Source organism: Streptomyces sp. HNM0645 (assembly GCF_030056615.1).
Classification (GTDB): domain Bacteria; phylum Actinomycetota; class Actinomycetes; order Streptomycetales; family Streptomycetaceae; genus Streptomyces; species Streptomyces marianii.
The window spans coordinates 20,329-39,023 of record NZ_JASHLT010000047.1; the positions used below are offsets into that span (position 1 = coordinate 20,329).

Consider the following 18,695-nt stretch of genomic DNA (forward strand, 5'->3'; position numbering starts at 1 on the left):
TCTCACAGGTCCACCCGTCTCACAGGCTCAGCTCGGGGTGAAGACGGTCGAACGTCCACACCTGCTTGCGACGTGCCGACAGTGCGGTGAGGGCGAGGGCCCCGGCGGTGAACGCCACGAGGACGGCCACGGCCTGCCACACCGGCCCGACGCCGCCGCCCGTGATGAGCCGGCGCAGCGCCTCGACCACGTACGTCATCGGCAGGAAGGGGTGGACGGCGTTGAAGAACGGCGGGCTCGTCTGGACGGGGTAGGTGCCGCCCGCCGAGGTCAGCTGCAGCATCAGCAGAGCGAGCACCAGGATCCGGCCGGCCGCGCCGAAGCGGGCGTTGAGCCACTGGATGATCGCGGCGAAGCAGCAGACGACCAGGGCGAGGAAGCCGACCGTCCCGGTGGCGCGGGCCATCTCCAGCCCCAGACCCCAGTGGAGCACGGCCATCAGCGCGCCGACCTGGAGCAGTCCGATCGCGGCGACCGGCAGCCAGCCCGCGAAGGCGATCCGCCAGGCCGAGGCGCCTGCGGCGAGGGCGCGCCGGTTGAGCGGCTGGATCAGCATGTACGCCACCATGGCGCCCACCCAGAGGGAGAGCGGGATGAAGTACGGGGCGAAGCCCGTGCCGTAGTTGTCCGCCTTGTGCAGGGACTGGGACGCGAGCTGCACCGGGTCGGCCATCACGTCCGTGCGGAGGTCGCGCTCCTGCTTGTCGTAGTCGGGGATCTTGCCGACGCCGTCATTCAGCCCGCCGGCCAGCTCGCCCGAGCCGTCGACGAGCTTGAACATGCCGCCGTCGAGGTCGTGCGCACCGCTCTTGAGCCTGCCCACGCCGGTGTCGAGGTCGGTGGACCCGGTGCGAGCGCTGCCCAGGCCCTCGTGGAGGTCGCCGGCGCCCTTGGCGACCTTGTGCGCTCCGGAGTTCAGCCGGTTGACGTCCGCGACGGCCTTCTCGACGTCGTCCTCGAGCGTGGGGGAGCGGTCGGCGAGGTCCTTGGCCAACTTCTGGATCTTGACGAGCCGGGCTTCGAGCTGCTCGAGTTCGCCGCTGTTGTCCTGCACCAGCTCGACGACGTCGTCGGCGACCGCGGCGGAGTCGGCCGTCGCGGTCTCGGCCTTCTCCAGCACGGAGCAGACGGCGGGGTCGGGCAGAACGGCGTCCTCGCAGCGGGACCTGTGCAGCGCGGCCGCCTTGTCGGCGGCGTCGTGCGCCTTGGTCGCGGCGGCGGGGGCGGTGGTCACGAGGAGGTCGAGATGGCTGCGGGCGGCGCGGGCGCCGTTCTCCACGAACCGCGCGTGCTCGCCGATCGTGGCGCCCTTGTCCTTGATGTAGGGCCGGACGTCGGCCGCGATGCCGTTGACCTTGTCGGCCAGCCGCTGGGTGCCGGCGGCGACCTCTCGGGCGCCCTTCTCCAGCTTCTCGGCGCCGTTGTCGAGGCGGGTGATGCCGCCCGCGAGTTTCCCGCTGCCGTCCTTGGCGTCCTTCAGGCCGTCGGCGAGCTCCTTGGAGCCCTCCTTCGCCTTGCCGATGCCGCCCTTGAGCTTGTCGGCACCCTTCGCGGCCTTCTCGGTCGCGTCGTGGATGTCGGAGAACGAGATGAAGATCTTGTCGAGGAAGGAGCGGGAGGCGTTCTTGGACGCGGACTTGCGCACCTCGGCGAAGACCGTGCGGGATATCTGCCCGACGATGTAGTTGTTCGCGTCGTTCGTCCGCACCTCCAGAGCCCCGGTCTCCGGGGCGTCGCCGGAGGCGGAGGCGATGCGCTCGCTGAAGTCGGCGGGCATCGTCAGGGACAGGTAGTACGTACCGTTCTCGACGCCCTCGCGGGCGTCCCGGGCGCTCACCTCGTGCCAGTCGAAGACGTCGCTCTCCCGCAGGCCCTCGGTGATCTCGTCGCCCGCGGCGATCTTCTTCCCGGCGGCGGTCGCGCCCTTGTCGTCGTTCACGAGCGCCACGGGGATCTTGTCGAGGCGGCTGTACGGGTCCCAGAACGACCACAGGTACAGGGCGCCGTAGAGCAGCGGAAGCAGCAGTATCGCCACGAGCGCGGCGCGCGGCAGCCTGCCCCTGCCGAATCGCTTCAGCTCAAGCGCGGCCAGTTTCGGCGAGCGCATCGGCCGCCCCCTCCTCGGTGTCGTGCGTGGTCTCGGTCCCGCCGTCGTGCGCGCGGGTGCGGTCGGCGGGGTCCGCCGCGGTGCCCATGTCCGCGTCCGCGGCCGTACCTGCCGCGGCGCCGGGTCCGGTGCCGGCGTCCTTCGCGCCCTTCGCCGACGCGGCCGGCTCCGCGGCGGGGGCCGTCTCCCCGGTGGTCCCGGTGGCGGCCTTCTGCGGGTTTCCGTCCCCGGCCGCCGGGGGCTTCGGTGCGCCGGCGGCCTCCGCGGCCTCGGCGCCGCCCCCGTGCTCGGCGCCGTTCCCGCTCTTCGCGTCGAGCGCGTCGAGCGCGTCGAGCGCGTCGGGTGTGCCGGGTGTGCCGGGTGTGCGGTCCGCCGCACCGCCGCCCGGCTCGTCCGCAGCTGCCGGGTGCGGCGCCCCCGCGCCCGTACGGACCACGACCGCGTCCTGGGGCGCCTCACTGCAGACCGCGAGCACGGTCGTGCCCCCGGCGGTGATGCCGCGCAGGAGGTCCCACGCCTCCGCCCGGTCCGCCTCGGAGAGCTTGAGGTCGGCGTCGTCGACGGCCAGCAGCCGCGGACGGCCGATCAGGGCGAGGGCCACGGACAGGCGGAGGGTATCCAGCCGTTCGAGATCCCGCACCGCCGTGCGCCCCGCCTTCGGCAGGGCGTCCAAGTCGAGCCCGACGCGGCCCAGGGCCTCTTCGATCCGCGCCCGGGCCGCCGCGGCCCGTTCCCCCGGTGGCCTCAGCAGCGCCCGGAGCGAACCGTCGAACCGCCGCTGCATCAGAGCCCGCTCCCGCAGGTGCTCGGCCACGGTGAGCGCCGGGTCGAGATCGCTCACCCCCGGGACCGGCCCCAGCGCGCTGATCCGCCGGACGGCCGCCATCTTGCGCGGCAGCCGCAGCCCGCCCACCTCCGCGTACCCGTCCGCCGCCTTCATGCGTCCGGTGAGCGCGAGCAGCAGACAGGTGCGGCCCGAGCCGGACGGGCCCTCGATCGCGACGAGCGAGCCCGGGCCGGCCTCGACGTCCACCTTCCGGAACGCCCAGCCGCGCGGCCCCTTGAGGCCGAAGCCCTCGGCTCGTACGGCTGCCCCGTGCGGGCTGTCCACGCGGCCTCCCCCTATTGAACTGACTGGTCAGTGCAAAACTTACTCCGCGCCGGGGAACGAAGCAAAACGGAGGGAGGGTTCAGCGGTCGCGCGGTTCGATTCCCGCGACGATCTCGGCCAGCCGGGCGCAGACGCGTCTGATCTCCTCGTGGGTCTGGTTCCGCTCGGTGATCACGGCCGCCATCAGCAGCGCCGTCAGTGCCGTGACCCCGTTGAAGGCCTGCAACGTGACCATGTTCGCGAACAGGTCCCGCCCGGCGAACGGCCCGAGCTGCCCGGCCGCGGCCGTGATCGCGAGCGTCGACACCAGCAGCTCGCACGGTGCGGCCCCCGCGAGCTGGAACCGGAAGGCTGCCCAGATCAGGCAGGGGAAGACCAGGAACAGCAGCGACGAGTTGCGCGTCGAGGTCGCCAGCAGTGTCAATCCCAGGGTGCAGAGCCCGAGCGCCGTCGCCTCCGCCCAGCGTGCCGGTCCGGCGGGGACCGGCCACCGCGCCCGGCGCAGTACGAGCAGGAACGGAGTGACCACCAGCACGCCCATCGCGTCGCCCGTCCACCACACCGACCACGCGGGCCAGAAGCCCTCCGGCTCCAGCGCCCCGGCCTGGACGAGGGTCGCCGTGCCGACGGTCGAACTGACCAGCATCCCGCCCAGCGCCCCGAGGAAGACGAGTGCCAGCACGTCCCGGAGCCGGTCCAGTTCCTGCCGGAACCCCGCGCGGCGCAGCATCAGGTACGCGCAGACCGGCGCGGCGGTGTTTCCGGCGACGATGGCCAGCACCGCGAAGGCGGTCGGGCCGATGGAGAAGTTGACCAGGAAGGCCCCGAGCGCGATGCCGGGCCAGACCCGTGGCCCGAAGAACAGCAGCGCGGCGAGTGCCACGCCCGTCGGCGGCCACAGCGGGGTGACCTGGCCGCGCACCAGCTGCTGTAGCAGCCCGAGCCTGGCGGAGCCGTAGTAGACGGCGGCCACAGCGAGGATCCGCAGCGCCGACGAGGCGTACCGCCGGATCTCCTCATTGCGCACGACAGCAGTGTCCTTCGCCGCTGCCGCGGCGGCGAGTCGGCCGCCCCGGAGGGTGCCGGGGCGGGGCAAGTGGGCCCGGGCGGGGCGGCCGTCCCGGACCGGTCCGGTGTTCGGGGCCGCAGGTCGGTGGAAGCGGACCGCGAGCACCGCGGTGTCGTCCCGGTGGCCGGTCAGGTCGGCCGCCTCGATCACCGCGGAGGCGAGTACCTCGGGGACGACGTGGGAGCCGGTCCGCACCTTCCCGGCCGGCTCGGCCACCTCGGCCAGACCGGCCTCCATCGGATACGTGGGGGCCCTCCACCACCCCGTCGGTGAGCGGGACGAGCACGCCCGGCTCCGTCGGCCTGCGGTGCGGCACGGGGTACCGCGTCGCCGGCGACGATCCCGAGGGCGCGGGCCGCCGCGGTCCGGAGCGATGCCGTAGCCGCCGCCCGCGGTCGCCCACGCCATCGGCACCCGGCCCGCCCGGGAGGCGCGGGGCGCCGACCAGCGCGGGGAGTACACCCCCCTTCGCCCGGGACAAGCCCAGGTCAGGGCGAATTGTCAGTGGTGCCCCCCACCATGGTTCACGGACGGCCGGAGTGCCGTCACCCGACGACAGGAGGCTCGTCATGGCCAGCTCGTACGCCGCTGCCGCACGCCGGCTCCGCGCAGGCGGCCCTGCCCCCTCGCCGACCGGTCCCGCGACCGACGTCCACCCCGTGCCGCGCCGCTCGTCCGCACCCCCTGCCGCACTCGACCTGCTCGCCCAGGCGCGGGCGGGCCTGACGGAGGCCGCGTGCCTGGAGACGCCCAACGAGCGGTACGCCAGGGCCCATCTCGCCGCGCTGCGCACCGCGGCGGCCGTCCTCGCCGCCCGAGGGCGGCCGGAGACCAGCCCGCGCCGGCGCGCACGTATACGCTCCGCCTGGGAGGTCCTGCCGGAGATCGCCCCGGAGCTCACGGAGTGGAGCGCGCTCTTCGCCTCCGGCGCCGAGCGCCGGGCCCGCGCCGAGGCGGGCATCCGGGGCGCCGTAGGCAGCCGCGACGCCGACGACCTGCTCCGCGACGTCGCCTTGTTCCTGCGGCTGGTGGAGCGGATGCTGGTGCTCCAGCCGGTGCTGCCGCAGCCCAGCCCCGAGCAGCACGGTCCGGGGGCCCCGGGGGTGTGCCCGGAGGACGCCGCGGGATGAGAGGGCCCGGGGCCGGGTGACGACGGGCGGGACGGCGGGTCCGGCCGGCCCGGGGGCGCCGCGGGGGACCGGGGCGCCCGGCCGAGGCAATAGGGTGGAGCCAGCCTGCACCGTTCACGCCCCGTCAGCAGGGGCGGCACCCGCGCCGAGGAGTCAACTGCCGTGTCGGACCAGACGCCCCCTGTTCGGCCTCGCCGTGGGGAGACCCCGTCCCGCGCCTCCCTTCGCACGGCCGTGGTCTGGGAGGTGCTCAGGGACGCCCTGGACCGCCGGGTCAAGGCGACCGGCCGTGACGCCCTGGACGTCCTCGACACCGGCGGCGGCTCCGGCAACTTCGCCGTGCCCGCGGCGTGCCTCGGCCACCACGTCACCGTGGTCGACCCCAGCCCCAACGCGCTGTTCGCGCTGGAGCGCTGGGCGGCCGAGGCGGGGGTGGCCGAGCGGGTGCGCGGGGTTCAGGGCGATGTCCACGGACTGTTCGACGTCGTGGAGCGCGGCGGCTTCGACGCCGTGCTGTTCCACGGTGTGCTCGAGTACGTCGAGGACCCGGCCGAGGGCGTGCGGAACGCGGTGGAGGCGCTGCGCCCCGGGGGCGCCCTCAGCCTGCTCGCCGCCGGGCTCGGCGGTGCCGTCCTCGCCCGGGCCCTGGCCGGACACTTCGCCGAGGCCCGGCGGGCGCTCGGCGACCCGGCGGGGCGCTGGGGCGAGGGCGACCCGACGCCCCGCCGGTTCACGGCCGAGCAGCTCACGCAACTCGTCGGCGACTCGGGCCTGGAGATCGGGTCCGTGCACGGTGTCCGGGTCTTCGCCGACCTGGTCCCGGGGGTGCTCGTGGACACCGAGCCGGGTGCGCTGGAGGCCCTGCTGAAGCTGGAGGAGGCCGCCGCCGAGTCGCCCGCGTTCCACGCCGTCGCCACCCAGCTCCACGTCCTCGGTGAGAAGCGCGGCTGATCACCGGCTTCCCGGCGCGGGCCCGCCGCTGATCAGCCACGCAGCTGCACATGGAGTACGCCACAGGCCCCCCGATCGAGGCGTTCGCCCCGTATGATCGGGGGACACGATCCGGCATGACGGACAGGCGGTTGGGGAATCAACGCCTCAGCAGTCGATCCGGCATGGCAGGCCCCTCAGGGCAATCGGGCACTCGGCGGGTTTCACGGGGGCGATTCCCTGCCTATCCTGAAAGGGCCGCATACCGGTCGCCCCCCGCGACCGACGACTAGGAGGACTCCGTGCCGCTCTCGGAGCACGAGCAGCGAATGCTCGAGCAGATGGAGCGAGCGCTGTACGCCGAAGATCCCAAGTTCGCGACAGCGCTTGAGGGAAGCGGGCTGCGTACGTACACCCGACGACGGGTCTACCAAGCGGTCGCCGGCTTCCTGGTGGGTATCGCGCTCCTCATGGCCGGAATGGTCGCCCAGCAGATCTGGATCAGCGTGGTGGGTTTTCTCGTCATGCTCGGCTGTGCGGTCCTGGCGGTCACCGGCTGGCGCAAGGCGCCGAAGCCGGGTGAGCAAAGCGACCCCGGGGCCGAGGCCACGCGCCGACAGCCCAGGCAGCGCCGGTCGATGATGGACCGGATCGAGCAGCGGTGGCAGCGCCGCCGCGACGAGCAGGGCCACTGAGCCCCGACCACGTCCACGCACTCCGACATCGCTGAGGGGTGACCGCATGGCGGTCACCCCTCACGCGTATCTCCGCCCGGGTGCGGGCGTCGTTCGCCGCGGACGGCCCCGGGAGCCCCGCGCTTCCGGATGCGCCACGGGCAGGGCACTCGCCCGCGGGCATCGCCCCGCCGTCCTCCGTGGCGCACCGCTCCCGCCACCCGCGGGCATCGCTTCCGCCGACGAGCACGGCGCCCGCCCGCGCCCGCCCCGCTGCGACGAGGGCCGGGCCCGGCGGGAAACACGTCCCACCGGGCCCGGCCGCAGGCCCGTCAGCCCCGCTGCCGCAGCGGTCTCCGCAGTTGCGCGGTCGCGCGGTCCAGCAACCGCCGCCGGATGGCGGCGGCGCGTTCCGCCAGGGTGTTCCAGCGCTCCGAGCACGCCCATACGACGCGCACCGTGGAACGGGGCAGCAGCAGCGCCCGCAGCGCGGCGACGCGGCCGGCCCGCTCGCCCAAGCCCACCCGCACCCGTCCGGCGTCCTCGGCCAGCCCTGTGCCCGGGACGGGCCTCGGCGCGTACAGCACCTGCTCCACCGCATGGGCCACCCGGTGGACCGAGTCCGCGGGTGCGCCCTCCAGCCGGCCGAGCCGGACGATGCGCGCGGCCGCCTTCCTCGGCGACAGCGACTCGTCCGGTGGGATGCCGTGGTCCCAGGCGGTGTCGGTGATCTCCCGCCAGACCAGAAGCGTCCGTGCCGCGGCCTCCTCGGCCGTACGCCCCTCGGAGCCGAGCCGGACCCTGCGCAGTCTCGTCCGCCAGAGCATCGGCAGCAGCGGGATCACCAGCAGCGCGGCGACCGCCCCGGTCCACACCAGGACCGTGCCGAGCGACGGGCCCTCGTCCTCGGACACCGCGACGTCCTGCGGCGCAGTGGCCCCGCACTCGCCGAGCCGGCGCTCCTGCGGGGAGCAGTCGGACGACCGTGACGGGGCGGCCGGAACGGCCTGGGACGCCCCCGCCTCCGGCTCCGGCGGGCTGCTCGGCCCGCCGGACGGGGTGGTCGCACGTGTGTAGTCGGGTGCGCTGCCCCGGGTCGGCGTCGGCTCGAACCGGGTCCACCCCACGCCCTCGAAATACAGCTCGGGCCAGGCGTGGGCGTCCTGGTTGCTGACCGACATCGCACCGTCCGCCGCGGGGGTGCCGGGCGTGAAGCCCACCGCCACCCGGGCCGGTATCCCCAGGGTCCGCGCCATGGCGGCCATGGAGAACGAGAAGTGGATGCAGAACCCTTCCTTGTTCCTCAGGAAGCGCGAGATCGCCCCGACGCCGCCGCCCGAATCCACCTCGGTGTCGTAGGTGAAGCCGCCGTCCGCGGCGAACCAGTCCTGGAGCCTGACCGCCCGCTCGTAGTCGTTGGCGGCGCCCCGCGTCACCCGCAGGGCCGTGGACCTCACATCGGCCGGCAGCGTGTCCGGCACCTCGGTGTACTCCTCCAGCAGCGCGGCGGGGGCCTTCGGCGCCTCGGCGAGCTGCTTCGCGGTGGGCTTCACCTGGAGGCTGGTCACCGAGTACTGCAGGCCGCCGGTCGTCTGCCCCCGGTCTCCGACGATCGTGCGCCGGGCCGGGTCGAAGCGCCACCTGCCGTCCACGGCCACCTTGGTCGCCGGGTACGGCATGGGCAGCCAGCCCTGCTTGTAGGCACCCGCGGCGGAGATGTTCGTCCTGATCTCGGTCGTGCCGACACCACCGGCGAGGCCCTCCGGGCGGGGCAGCTCGGCGGGGATGTCGGTGACCTTGCGGACCGAGAACTTCCAAGCCCCGCCGTCGAACTGGTCCAGTGCCATGATCCGCAGATACATGTCACCGGTGCCGTTCGCGTTCGTCTTGTACTTCAGCCATTCCCGGCTTTCCGGCTGGTTCAGGCTGTCCTGCAGCGTCACCACCGGGTTCACTGCGTTGATCGTGCCGCCGCCGGAGCCCGTGCCCGAACCGCGGCCGCCTTGGCCGATCAGCCCGCCGCCCAGGGCCGGGAGCGACCAGTGGACGACCAGGGCGACGCCGAGCGCGGCCGCACCGATGCGCCTGCCGGTGCGCACCGGCGCGTGCGCGGTCCCGTCCCCGCCGTCGAACCCGCTCCTGCCGCGCGGCGGGGCGCCGCCGAAGACCCGGCCCCACTGGGACAGCCGGTCCCGGCCCTCCGCCAGCAGAAGCATCAGATAGCCCGAGGCCGCCAGCAGGAACCACCACCAGCCCGCCCCGCCCCCGGACAGACCGGAGGCCACCGAGAACAACGCCAGCAGGGGCAGACCCGCGGGGGCGGCGCTGCGGTACGTCACGGCCAGCGCGTCCACGGCCAGGCCGATCAACAGCACCCCGCCGATCAGCATCAGCTTGATGCCGTCGGTCGCCGGCGCCGGGATCGCGTACCGGCCGACGTCCTGTGCACCGGCGGCCAGCAGCTCGCCGAACCTGGTGAGCACGTCCGGCCCGGGGACCAGCCCGAGCACGGCGTGCTCGCGGGCGAAGACCAGAGTGAGCATCAGCAGCGCCAGCACGGCCTGGGCCGCCACCGTCAGCGGCCGTGCCAGCGGCACCCGCCGCGCCGCCGCACCGGCCCCGCTGACCAGTGCCGACAGGAACGCGGCCTGCAGCAGCCACGTCCATGGATCGACCAGCGGGACCATCGCGGCCGCCGCCAGCAGCGTGGCGCCGTAGGCGCACAGGGCGAGCCTGCCACGGCCGCTCATGACCATCCCCCCGAAAGACCCGTCGTACCGGCCGGGGCGGAGTCCGCGCGCTCGCGCGCCGCCTGCCGCCACAGCTCGGGCAGCGCCGCGCCCGGCCCGGCGGCGACCACGGTCCACCCGGCCTCGCGCAGCCGTGCCTCCACCGCGTCGTCCACCGCTCCGTTCGCCGTCCACAGGCGGCTGTCCGTCACGAACGCGACCGCGCTCCCGCCGCGCTGCCGCATCCGGGCCGCCACCGCCGCCTGCTCCTCGTCCAGGTCGCCGAAGAAGGCGACCAGCAGCCCCTCGCCGCCGCCGCGCAGCACGTCGTAGGCGCGCGAGAGACCCGGACCGTCCGAGTGGTCCACGACCGCGAGCGTGTCCAGCATCATCCCGGCCGATTCGGCGGACTCCTGCGGGGAGCCGGCGAGGCCGTCCCCGCCGTCGCCGGGCACCGAGGTGCCCGTGTCCGTCAGCAGCCGGACCGAGAAGCCCCGCTCCAGCATGTGCACCAGGGCGGAGGCCGCGCCCGAAACCGCCCACTCGAAGGCCGAGTCGGGCCCGGCGCCCCGGTAGGCCTTGCGCCGGGTGTCGAGCAGCACCGTGCACCTGGCCCGCTGCGGCTGCTCCTCGCGCCGCACCATCAACTCGCCGTAGCGGGCGGTGGAACGCCAGTGCACGCGCCGCAGGTCGTCCCCGTGCCGGTAGGTCCGGGGGATCACGTCGTCGTCCCCGGCCAGGGCGAGGGTGCGCTGACGTCCGTCGCCGTAGCCCGTGGCATCCCCCGAGAGCCGTACCGGCGGCAGCGGCTCGGTGCGGGGGATCACGGTGAGGGTGTCGGCGAAGCTGAAGGAACGGGTCAGCTCGCACATGCCGAACGGGTCGTTCAGGCGCAGTTGCAGCGGACCGAGCGGATAGCGTCCGCGCAGGTCGGACCGGACCCGGTAGGACACCTCACGCCGGCCTCCGGGCTCCACGCGGTCCAGCACGAACCGGGGCCGGGGCCCCAGTACGTAGGGCACGTGGTCCTGGAGCATCAGCAGCCCCGTGGGCAGCCGGGAGACGTTGTCCAGGCGCAGATGCACCCGCGCCTCGGACCCGGCGGGAACCCGGGACGGGAACAGCCTCCGGCTGCCCGCCACCCGGTAGCGGGTGCGGTACAGCACGGCCACGCAGATCAGGGGCAGCACGGCGAGCAGCAGCCCGACCCGGAGCAGATCGCTCTGCCCGAGGACCACGGCACACACCGCCGCGGCCACCCCGGCCGCCAGGAACGAGCGGCCGCGCGTGGTCAGCCCGCCGAGAGCCGACCGCAGACCGCCCTTCTCCTCATCGCCGGCGGCAGGGCTCCCGGCCGTCATCAGAGCCGCCGGACGCCGGGTCGCTGCCGGCCGTAGGCCGGGCTGCCGGGCGCCTGGCGGGCACCGGTTCCGTACGCGGTGTCGTTTCCTGAGGTCGGCACGGGCGTGTGCTGGAGGATCTCCAGCACGACCTGCTCGGCGGTGCGGCGGTTCAGCTGCGCCTGGGCCGTCGGCAGCAGGCGGTGGGCGAGCACCGGGACGGCGAGGGACTGGACGTCGTCCGGCAGTGCGTAGTCACGGCCGGTCAGTGCCGCCGAGGCCTTGGCGGCACGCAGCAGGTGCAGGGTGGCGCGGGGCGAGGCGCCCAGCCGGAGGTCGGGGTGGTTGCGGGTCCCGGCGACCAGCTCCACCGCGTACCGCCGGACGGAGTCGGCGACATGGACCGTCCGCACCGCGTCGATCAGCTTCACGATGTCATGGGCGTGGGCCGCCGGCTGGAGGTCGTCGAGCGGGGACACCGCGCCGTGCACGTCGAGCATCTGCAGCTCGGCCTCCGGTGTCGGATAGCCCATCGACACCCGGGCCATGAAGCGGTCCCGCTGGGCCTCGGGCAGCGGGTAGGTGCCCTCCATCTCCACCGGGTTCTGCGTGGCCACCACCATGAAGGGAGTGGGCAGTTCGTACGTCTGCCCGTCGATGGTGACCTGCCGCTCCTCCATGGACTCGAGCAGCGCGGACTGGGTCTTGGGGGACGCCCGGTTGATCTCGTCGCCGATCACTATCTGCGCGAAGATCGCGCCGGGCTTGAACTCGAAGTCCCGTCTCTGCTGGTCGTAGATCGACACGCCGGTGATGTCCGACGGCAGCAGGTCCGGCGTGAACTGGATGCGCCTGACCGAGCAGTCGATCGACCGCGCCAGTGCCTTCGCCAGCATCGTCTTGCCCACGCCCGGCACGTCCTCGATGAGGAGATGCCCCTCGGCGAGCAGCACTGTCAGCGAGAGCCGTACGACCTCAGGCTTGCCCTCGATCACACCCTCCACCGACGTGCGGACGCGCTCCGCTGTGGTGGTCAGATCCGTGAGGCTCGCTCGATCGTCATAGGTCGTCACCCGGCCCTCCTCGGCCCGTTCCATGGGCCGGTGCACTACTTGCGGCACGGCCCACCCCGAAACACGGACACCTTCTCCGGTCGGTTCCGCGAAGGTGCCACACCCGCATTCTTGTTGCCGTTGCCGCGTCGTGTCACTCGCCTGTGGACAAGTGGGCGCCATATGTCTGAGGTTGCCGTGTTTGGCCGTTCACGCAGAGCTGTGATCCACCCCACGCCGGGCCGGTGCGGCGGCCCGGTGCGACGCCGTGGGGACATCCCGTCCGACGGCGTTCGGACATCCCGTGCGGAGAGGTGCGGACCCTCCCGTCCCGCGCCGTCACGGGCGCGGACAGGCGGACGGCGCCGCGCTGCGGGCTCGCGCGGCACCGTCCGGGACGGGACTCAGCCGGTGGGGTCGATCTCCCGCAGCAGGCCCGACGTGACATCGAAGACGAAGCCGCGCACGTCGCCGGTGTGCAGCAGGAACGGCGAGGTGCGCACCCGCTGCATCGACTGGCGCACGTCCTGGTCCACGTCGCGGAACGCCTCGACCGCCCAGGAGGGCCGCTGGCCGACCTCGTCCTCCAGCTCGTGCCGGAAGTCCTCGGTCAGGCTCTCCAGGCCGCAGCCGGTGTGGTGGATGAGGATGACGCTGCGGGTGCCCAGCGCACGCTGGCTGATGGTCAGGGAGCGGATCACGTCGTCGGTGACCACTCCGCCCGCGTTGCGGATCGTGTGGCAGTCACCGAGCTGCAGGCCCAGTGCGGCATGGAGGTCGAGACGGGCGTCCATGCAGGCCACCACGGCGACCCGGAGCACCGGCCTGGCGTCCATGCCGGGGTCGGTGAAGCCAGAGGCGTAGCGCTGGTTGGCTTCGACGAGCCGGTCGGTGACCGTGCCGCTCGCGACGGCGGTCTCTGCGGGGAGGTGCGCGGAAGTCGACATGTCTTCGACGGTAATGGTCACCGGCCTGCGCAGCTCGCTGTGAGAGGGGACAAAGAACGTCAACGCGGCTTGTTGTGAGCTAACCCACAGGCACGGGCGGACCGTGTCCGTTCGGGTGGGTCGCCCGCTCCCGGACCCCTCGCCGGCCGCCGCTGCGACGCGCCAGCCGGTTGATTGACCGGCACGACCAGTGGACTAAAGTGACGCGCAGTTCACGGACACATCCAGCACTTTTCCGCGATTTCCCCGCGGGTGCGGCAAACGTACGGCCCGGCCACCGCCCGCGCCGGACCTGAGAGGGCGCATTGAGCCAGCGACACGTCCCGGTGATGCTCCAGCGGTGCCTGGACCTGCTGGCGCCGGCCCTGGAGCGTCCTGGCGGGGGCGGTCCCGCCGAAGGCCCGGCCCCCGTAGTCGTCGACTGCACCCTCGGCCTCGGCGGGCACAGCGAGGCGCTGCTGGCCCGCTTCCCGGCCGCCCGGCTCGTCGCGCTCGACCGGGACAAGGAGGCGCTCCGGCTGTCCAGTGAGCGGCTCGCGCCGTTCGGCGACCGCGCCACCCTCGTGCACGCCGTCTACGACGAGCTGCCCGACGTCCTCGACCGGCTCGGCATCCCCGCCGTCCAGGGCGTCCTGTTCGACCTCGGCGTCTCCTCGATGCAGCTCGACGAGGCCGACCGCGGCTTCGCCTACGCCCAGGACGCCCCGCTCGACATGCGGATGGACCAGACGACCGGCGTCAGCGCCGCAGAGGTCCTCAACACCTACCCGCCCGGCGAGCTGGTCCGCATCCTGCGTGCGTACGGCGAGGAGAAGCAGGCCAAGCGGATCGTGGCCGCGATCGTGCGGGAACGGGAGAAGGAACCGTTCACCAACAGCGCCCGGCTGGTCGAGCTGATCCGCGACGCGCTCCCGCAGGCCGCCAAGCGCACCGGCGGCAACCCGGCCAAGCGCACGTTCCAGGCCCTGCGCATCGAGGTCAACGGCGAACTGACCGTACTGGAGCGGGCGATCCCGGCCGCGGTGAAGGCACTCGCCGTCGGCGGTCGGATCGCGGTCCTCTCGTACCACTCGCTGGAGGACCGGCTGGTCAAGCAGGTCCTCGCGGAAGGTGCCGCCAGTACGGCACCGCCCGGACTGCCCGTCGTCCCCGAGCGCTACCAGCCGCGGCTCAAGCTCCTCACCCGCGGCGCCGAACTCCCTTCCGAGGAAGAGGTCGCGGAGAACCGCCGAGCAGCGCCCGCGCGGCTGCGCGGCGCCGAGCGCATCCGCGAGGACGTGCGGTGACGGCCGCCGCGCCGAGGGAGCGCGACCGGTGACGACAGCCGCGGTGAGGGAGGACTCGGGGTGAGGAAGGCCGCCGGACAGCTCAAGGGGCGTGCCGCACGGCTCGTGCGGCTCATGCCGTCCGGGCCGAGCACCGCGGCCCGCACCCCCTTCGTCCTGCTGGTCGTCGTCCTGCTCGGCGGTGGACTGATCACCCTGCTGCTGCTCAACACCTCCCTCAACGAGGGCTCGTTCCGACTGAGCGAGCTCAGGAAGAAGACCACCGAACTCACCGACCAGGAACAGGCGCTGCAGCGGGACGTGGACGAGCGCTCCGCCCCGGACGCACTGGAGCGGCGGGCCCGCGAGCTGGGCATGGTCCCCGGCGGCAACCCCGCCTTCCTCGGCCCCGACGGCACGGTCCGCGGCGTCCCGAAGCGGGCGAAGGCCGACCCGTCGGCCGTCCGGCGGCCGGATCCGTCGCAGCGGCCGGTCGGGCCCCCCGTTGCCCCGCCGCCGCCCGCATCCGGCGCGCCCGCGCCGGTCCCCGCCTCGCCGAAGCCGTCGGCCGCCGGCGCGTCCGCGGTGCCCGCGGCACCGTCCGCGTCGGCGCAGCCCGCCGCGTCCGGCGCGCCGAAGCCGCCCCCCACGACCCCCGGCAGGTGACGCAGTGCCATCCAAGGAACCACCGCGGCGCCGTGTTCCGGGCCCCGCGCGCCGGGGCGGACCGGCCGGCCGGATCCGGCCCGCGCCCCGCCGCACCACGCCGCCCCGGCGGCCTGCGGCGCCCGGCCGGATCCGGCTCGGCAACCCCCGCCCCCGGCTGAGGCTCGTCAGCCTCGCGCTCACGCTCGTCATGCTGACGTTCGTGATCCGGCTGCTGCAGGTGCAGGCCGTCGACGCCGGCACGTACGCCGCGATGGCCGAGAAGAACCGCTACACGAGCCACAAGCTGACGGCCGAGCGCGGCCGGATCACGGACCGTGCCGGGATCGCGCTGGCCACCACCGTGGACGCGCACGACATCACCGCCGACCCGAAGATGTTCACACCCGGGGAGAGCAAGGCCCCGGACGCGCCGGAGCAGGCCGCGGCGCTGCTGGCGCCGATCCTGGGCGCCGACGCCGCGGAGCTCGCGAACAAGCTCAAGGCCCCCAAGTCCCGGTACACCGTCCTCGCCCGCCGCCAGACCCCGCAGGTCTGGAAGCAGATCAAGGACCTCAAGGCCGTCTTCGCCCGGAAGGCCGCCGCCGACAAGGCCAAGGGCGGGCCCGGCGCCAACGTGCTCGCCGGCGTCTTCCAGGAGACCAGCAGCCGACGCGTCTACCCCAACGGCGATCTCGCCGCCGGGATACTGGGCTGGGTCAACGCCGACGGCCGCGGCGCGGGCGGCCTGGAGTCCATGCTCGACGAGGAGCTGGCGGGCAAGGACGGCAGCATCACCTACGCGCAGTCGGGCGGACGCCGGGTGCCTACCGCAGGGACCCGGGAGAAGCCCGCCGTCCCCGGCTCCGACATCGAGCTGACGATCGACCGCGACATCCAGTGGGCCGCCCAGCGCGCGATCAGCGAGCAGGTGACGAAGTCCAAGGCCGACCGCGGCTACGTGGTGGTCCAGAACACCAGGACCGGCGAGGTCCTGGCGATGGCCAACGCGCCCGGCTTCAACCCCAACGACATCGCGCGGGCCAACCCCGCCGCCATGGGCAACGCGGCCCTCCAGGACGTCTACGAGCCCGGCTCCACCAGCAAGGTCATGTCCATGGCCGCCGTGCTGGAGGAGCGGGCCGCCACCCCGGGCACCCATGTCACCGTCCCCAACCGGCTCCACCGCGGCGACCGGCTCTTCAAGGACGACATCGACCACCCCACGTGGTACCTGACGCTCAACGGGGTCCTCGCCAAGTCCAGCAACATCGGGACGATCCTGGCGACCGGACAGCTCGGGAAGACCCAGAGCCAGGCCAACCGCGTCCTCTACTCCTACCTCCGGAAGTTCGGCATCGGCAGCCCCACCGGCCTCGGCTACCCGGGCGAGACCCCCGGCATCCTCGCCAAGCCGCAGGACTGGTCGACCTCCCAGCAGTACACGATCCCGTTCGGCCAGGGCCTGTCGGTCAACGCCATGCAGGCGGCCTCCGTCTACTCGACCATCGCCAACGGCGGCGTGCGCATCGAGCCCACCCTGGTGCGCGGCACCCGCGGGCCCGACGGACGCTTCAACCCGGCGGAGGCGCCGGAGAAGACCCGCGTGGTCAGCGAGAAGACCGCGAAGACCCTCGCCACCATGCTCGAATCGGTCGTGGGCGACGAGGAGGGCACCGGCACCAAGGCCCGGATCCCCGGCTACCGGGTCGCCGGCAAGACCGGCACCGCGAACCGGGTCGACCCCGAGCTCGGCCGCTACCGGGGCTACACCGCCTCCTTCGCGGGATTCGCGCCCGCCGACGAACCTCAGATCACCGTTTACTGCGCCATCCAGAACCCGACCCGCGGCAGCTACTTCGGCGGCCAGATCTGCGGACCCATCTACAAGAAGGTCATGGAGTTCGCGCTCAAGACCCAGCAGGTCGCGCCGACCGGCGCGGCTCCCGCGCGACTGCCGGTCGCTTTCGACCCCGGCGCGTGACCCGGGAGGAACAGCCAGTGAGAACCATCACGCCGGACCCCGGGAACCGCCGCCCGGGGGCCGCCTCGCCCCGGCCCGCCGCGAGCCCGTCCCCGGGTGCCCGCGGCCCCCGGCGGGGCCCCTCATTTAGCGCCGGTCCCGGTACTGCCGGTACGCTCACCGCCGTGCCACAAGCTGATCAGTACCGAACCGCCCCTCCCCGTCCGGCCGAGGTCCGTCCGATCGACCTCGCAGATCTGGCCGCCCGGCTGGGGGTCGAGCCCCCGGGCTCCGGCGCGGTGACCGGCATCACGCACGACTCCCGCGCGGTGCGCCCCGGAGACGTGTACGCCGCTCTGCCCGGTGCCCGGCTGCACGGCGCCGACTACGTCGCCCAGGCCAGGGATCTCGGCGCAGCCGCGATCCTCACCGACCCGACGGGCGCCGACCGCGCCGCCGCGACCGGACTGCCCGTCCTGGTCACCGAGAACCCGCGCGGCAGAATGGGCGAGCTCGCCGCCGAGATCTACGGACGCCCCGGTGAGGCGCTGCTGCAGATCGGCATCACCGGCACCTCCGGCAAGACCACCACGGCGTACCTCGTGGAGGGCGGTCTGCGCGGCGCCGGCCGCAGCACCGGCCTGATCGGCACGGTCGAGATGCGCATCGACGAGGAGCGCATCAAGTCGGAGCGCACCACCCCCGAAGCCACCGATCTCCAGGCCCTGTTCGCCGTGATGCGGGAACGCGGCGTCGAGTCGGTCGCCATGGAGGTCTCCAGCCACGCCTTGGTGCTCGGCCGGGTCGACGGCTGCGTCTTCGACGTCGCCGTCTTCAACAACCTCTCGCCGGAGCACATGGAGTTCCACTCCGGAATGGAGGACTACTTCCAGGCCAAGGCCCAGCTGTTCACTCCGGCCCGCGCCCGGCTGGGCGTCGTCAACCTCGACGACGAGTACGGCCAGCGCCTGGTGACGGAGTCCTCGATCTCCGTCGTCACGTTCTCCGCCGAGGGCCACCCCGACGCCGACTGGCGCGCCGACGACGTCGAAGTGGGCCCGCTGGGCTCCACGTTCACCGTCATCGGCCCGCAGGGCGAGCGGGTGCGCGCCCAGGCACCGCTGCCGGGCCCCTTCAACGTCGCCAACACGCTCGCCGCGATCGTCACCCTCGCCGTCGCAGGCATCGACCCGCAGACCGCGGCCGACGGTGTCGCCGCGGTACCGGGCGTCCCCGGCCGGTTGGAGCGCGTGGATGCCGGCCAGCCCTATCTCGCGGTGGTCGACTACGCCCACAAGACCGACGCGGTCGAATCGGTCCTGCGCTCCCTGCGCAAGGTCACCGAGGGCAGGCTGCACATCGTGCTCGGCTGCGGCGGCGACCGCGACCGGACCAAGCGCGGCCCGATGGGCGCCGCCGCGGCCCGCTACGCCGACACCGCCGTCCTCACCTCGGACAACCCCCGCTCCGAGGACCCCCTCGCGATCCTCGCCGCGATGCTCGCGGGCGCCGCCGAGGTGCCCGCCCACGAGCGCGGCGACGTCCTCGTGGAGGCGGACCGGGCCGCCGCCATCGCCGCGGCCGTCGCCCGCGCCGCGCCCGGCGACACCGTGCTGATCGCGGGCAAGGGACACGAGCAGGGGCAGGACGTCGCCGGGGTGGTCCGCCCCTTCGACGACCGCCGGGTGCTTCGCGAGGCGATCGAGCACAGCCACAAGAACAGTGAGGGATGA

General features: G+C 73.6%; 14 protein-coding genes. 7 read left to right on the plus strand and 7 right to left on the minus strand.

All coding sequences use genetic code 11. The features are described from left to right. Window positions 1-19: 19 nt before the first annotated feature. The 3 genes from QMZ92_RS27725 to QMZ92_RS27735 form a co-directional block, all read right to left on the minus strand. Window positions 20-2,107 carry a YhgE/Pip family protein gene (locus QMZ92_RS27725; RefSeq protein ID WP_283300241.1) on the minus strand — a complete coding sequence of 696 codons (2,088 nt, stop codon included), beginning with the start codon at window positions 2,105-2,107 and terminating at the stop codon, window positions 20-22. After that, a complete protein-coding gene (locus QMZ92_RS36535; protein ID WP_502962154.1) occupies window positions 2,079-3,218 on the minus strand; it encodes an ATP-binding cassette domain-containing protein in 1,140 nt (379 codons plus the stop codon). Before QMZ92_RS36535 ends, QMZ92_RS27725 begins: the two co-directional genes overlap by 29 nt. A 79-nt stretch (window positions 3,219-3,297) precedes the next feature. Continuing rightward, complete coding sequence (locus QMZ92_RS27735) at window positions 3,298-4,245, minus strand: MASE1 domain-containing protein (protein WP_283300271.1); 948 nt, start codon at window positions 4,243-4,245, stop codon at window positions 3,298-3,300. 611 nt (window positions 4,246-4,856) lie between these two features. Between QMZ92_RS27735 and QMZ92_RS27740 the strand changes: the two genes are divergently transcribed. The 3 genes from QMZ92_RS27740 (at window position 4,857) to QMZ92_RS27750 (ending at window position 7,042) form a co-directional block, all read left to right on the plus strand. Beyond that, window positions 4,857-5,417: an SAV_6107 family HEPN domain-containing protein gene (locus tag QMZ92_RS27740; protein ID WP_283300242.1), complete on the plus strand. Its 561-nt coding sequence runs from the start codon at window positions 4,857-4,859 to the stop codon at window positions 5,415-5,417. A gap of 162 nt (window positions 5,418-5,579) precedes the next feature. Beyond that, window positions 5,580-6,368 (plus strand): methyltransferase, encoded by a 789-nt coding sequence (locus tag QMZ92_RS27745; protein WP_283300243.1) that lies wholly within the window; start codon window positions 5,580-5,582, stop codon window positions 6,366-6,368. A gap of 281 nt (window positions 6,369-6,649) precedes the next feature. Continuing rightward, window positions 6,650-7,042, plus strand: a complete 393-nt coding sequence (locus tag QMZ92_RS27750) for an SCO2097 family morphological protein (RefSeq protein WP_283300244.1) — start codon at window positions 6,650-6,652, stop codon at window positions 7,040-7,042. Window positions 7,043-7,353: 311 nt separating this feature from the next. Here QMZ92_RS27750 and QMZ92_RS27755 read toward each other — a convergent pair whose 3' ends face one another. The 4 genes from QMZ92_RS27755 to QMZ92_RS27770 all read right to left on the minus strand — a co-directional run bounded on the left by QMZ92_RS27755 (window position 7,354) and on the right by QMZ92_RS27770 (window position 13,089). After that, a complete protein-coding gene (locus QMZ92_RS27755; RefSeq protein WP_283300245.1) occupies window positions 7,354-9,771 on the minus strand; it encodes a transglutaminase TgpA family protein in 2,418 nt (805 codons plus the stop codon). Then, window positions 9,768-11,111: a DUF58 domain-containing protein gene (locus QMZ92_RS27760; RefSeq protein ID WP_283300246.1), complete on the minus strand. Its 1,344-nt coding sequence runs from the start codon at window positions 11,109-11,111 to the stop codon at window positions 9,768-9,770. Before QMZ92_RS27760 ends, QMZ92_RS27755 begins: the two co-directional genes overlap by 4 nt. Next, complete coding sequence (locus QMZ92_RS27765; RefSeq protein WP_283300248.1) at window positions 11,111-12,163, minus strand: AAA family ATPase; 1,053 nt, start codon at window positions 12,161-12,163, stop codon at window positions 11,111-11,113. Before QMZ92_RS27765 ends, QMZ92_RS27760 begins: the two co-directional genes overlap by 1 nt. A 383-nt stretch (window positions 12,164-12,546) precedes the next feature. Beyond that, on the minus strand, window positions 12,547-13,089 hold the full coding sequence (locus QMZ92_RS27770) for a beta-class carbonic anhydrase (protein ID WP_283300249.1): 543 nt from the start codon (window positions 13,087-13,089) through the stop codon (window positions 12,547-12,549). A 305-nt stretch (window positions 13,090-13,394) separates the two neighbouring features. Here QMZ92_RS27770 and rsmH point away from each other — a divergent pair, with 305 nt between their 5' ends. From rsmH to QMZ92_RS27790, 4 genes are read left to right on the plus strand one after another with little or no spacing between them, the layout of a single operon-like run. Further along, window positions 13,395-14,375 carry a 16S rRNA (cytosine(1402)-N(4))-methyltransferase RsmH gene (gene rsmH, locus QMZ92_RS27775; RefSeq protein WP_283300250.1) on the plus strand — a complete coding sequence of 327 codons (981 nt, stop codon included), beginning with the start codon at window positions 13,395-13,397 and terminating at the stop codon, window positions 14,373-14,375. Between the two features lie 60 nt (window positions 14,376-14,435). Then, a complete protein-coding gene (gene ftsL, locus QMZ92_RS27780) occupies window positions 14,436-15,020 on the plus strand; it encodes a cell division protein FtsL (RefSeq protein WP_502962155.1) in 585 nt (194 codons plus the stop codon). Window positions 15,021-15,024: 4 nt separating this feature from the next. Then, on the plus strand, window positions 15,025-16,983 hold the full coding sequence (locus QMZ92_RS27785; protein ID WP_283300251.1) for a peptidoglycan D,D-transpeptidase FtsI family protein: 1,959 nt from the start codon (window positions 15,025-15,027) through the stop codon (window positions 16,981-16,983). Between the two features lie 17 nt (window positions 16,984-17,000). Further along, complete coding sequence (locus QMZ92_RS27790; RefSeq protein WP_502962156.1) at window positions 17,001-18,695, plus strand: UDP-N-acetylmuramoyl-L-alanyl-D-glutamate--2,6-diaminopimelate ligase; 1,695 nt, start codon at window positions 17,001-17,003, stop codon at window positions 18,693-18,695.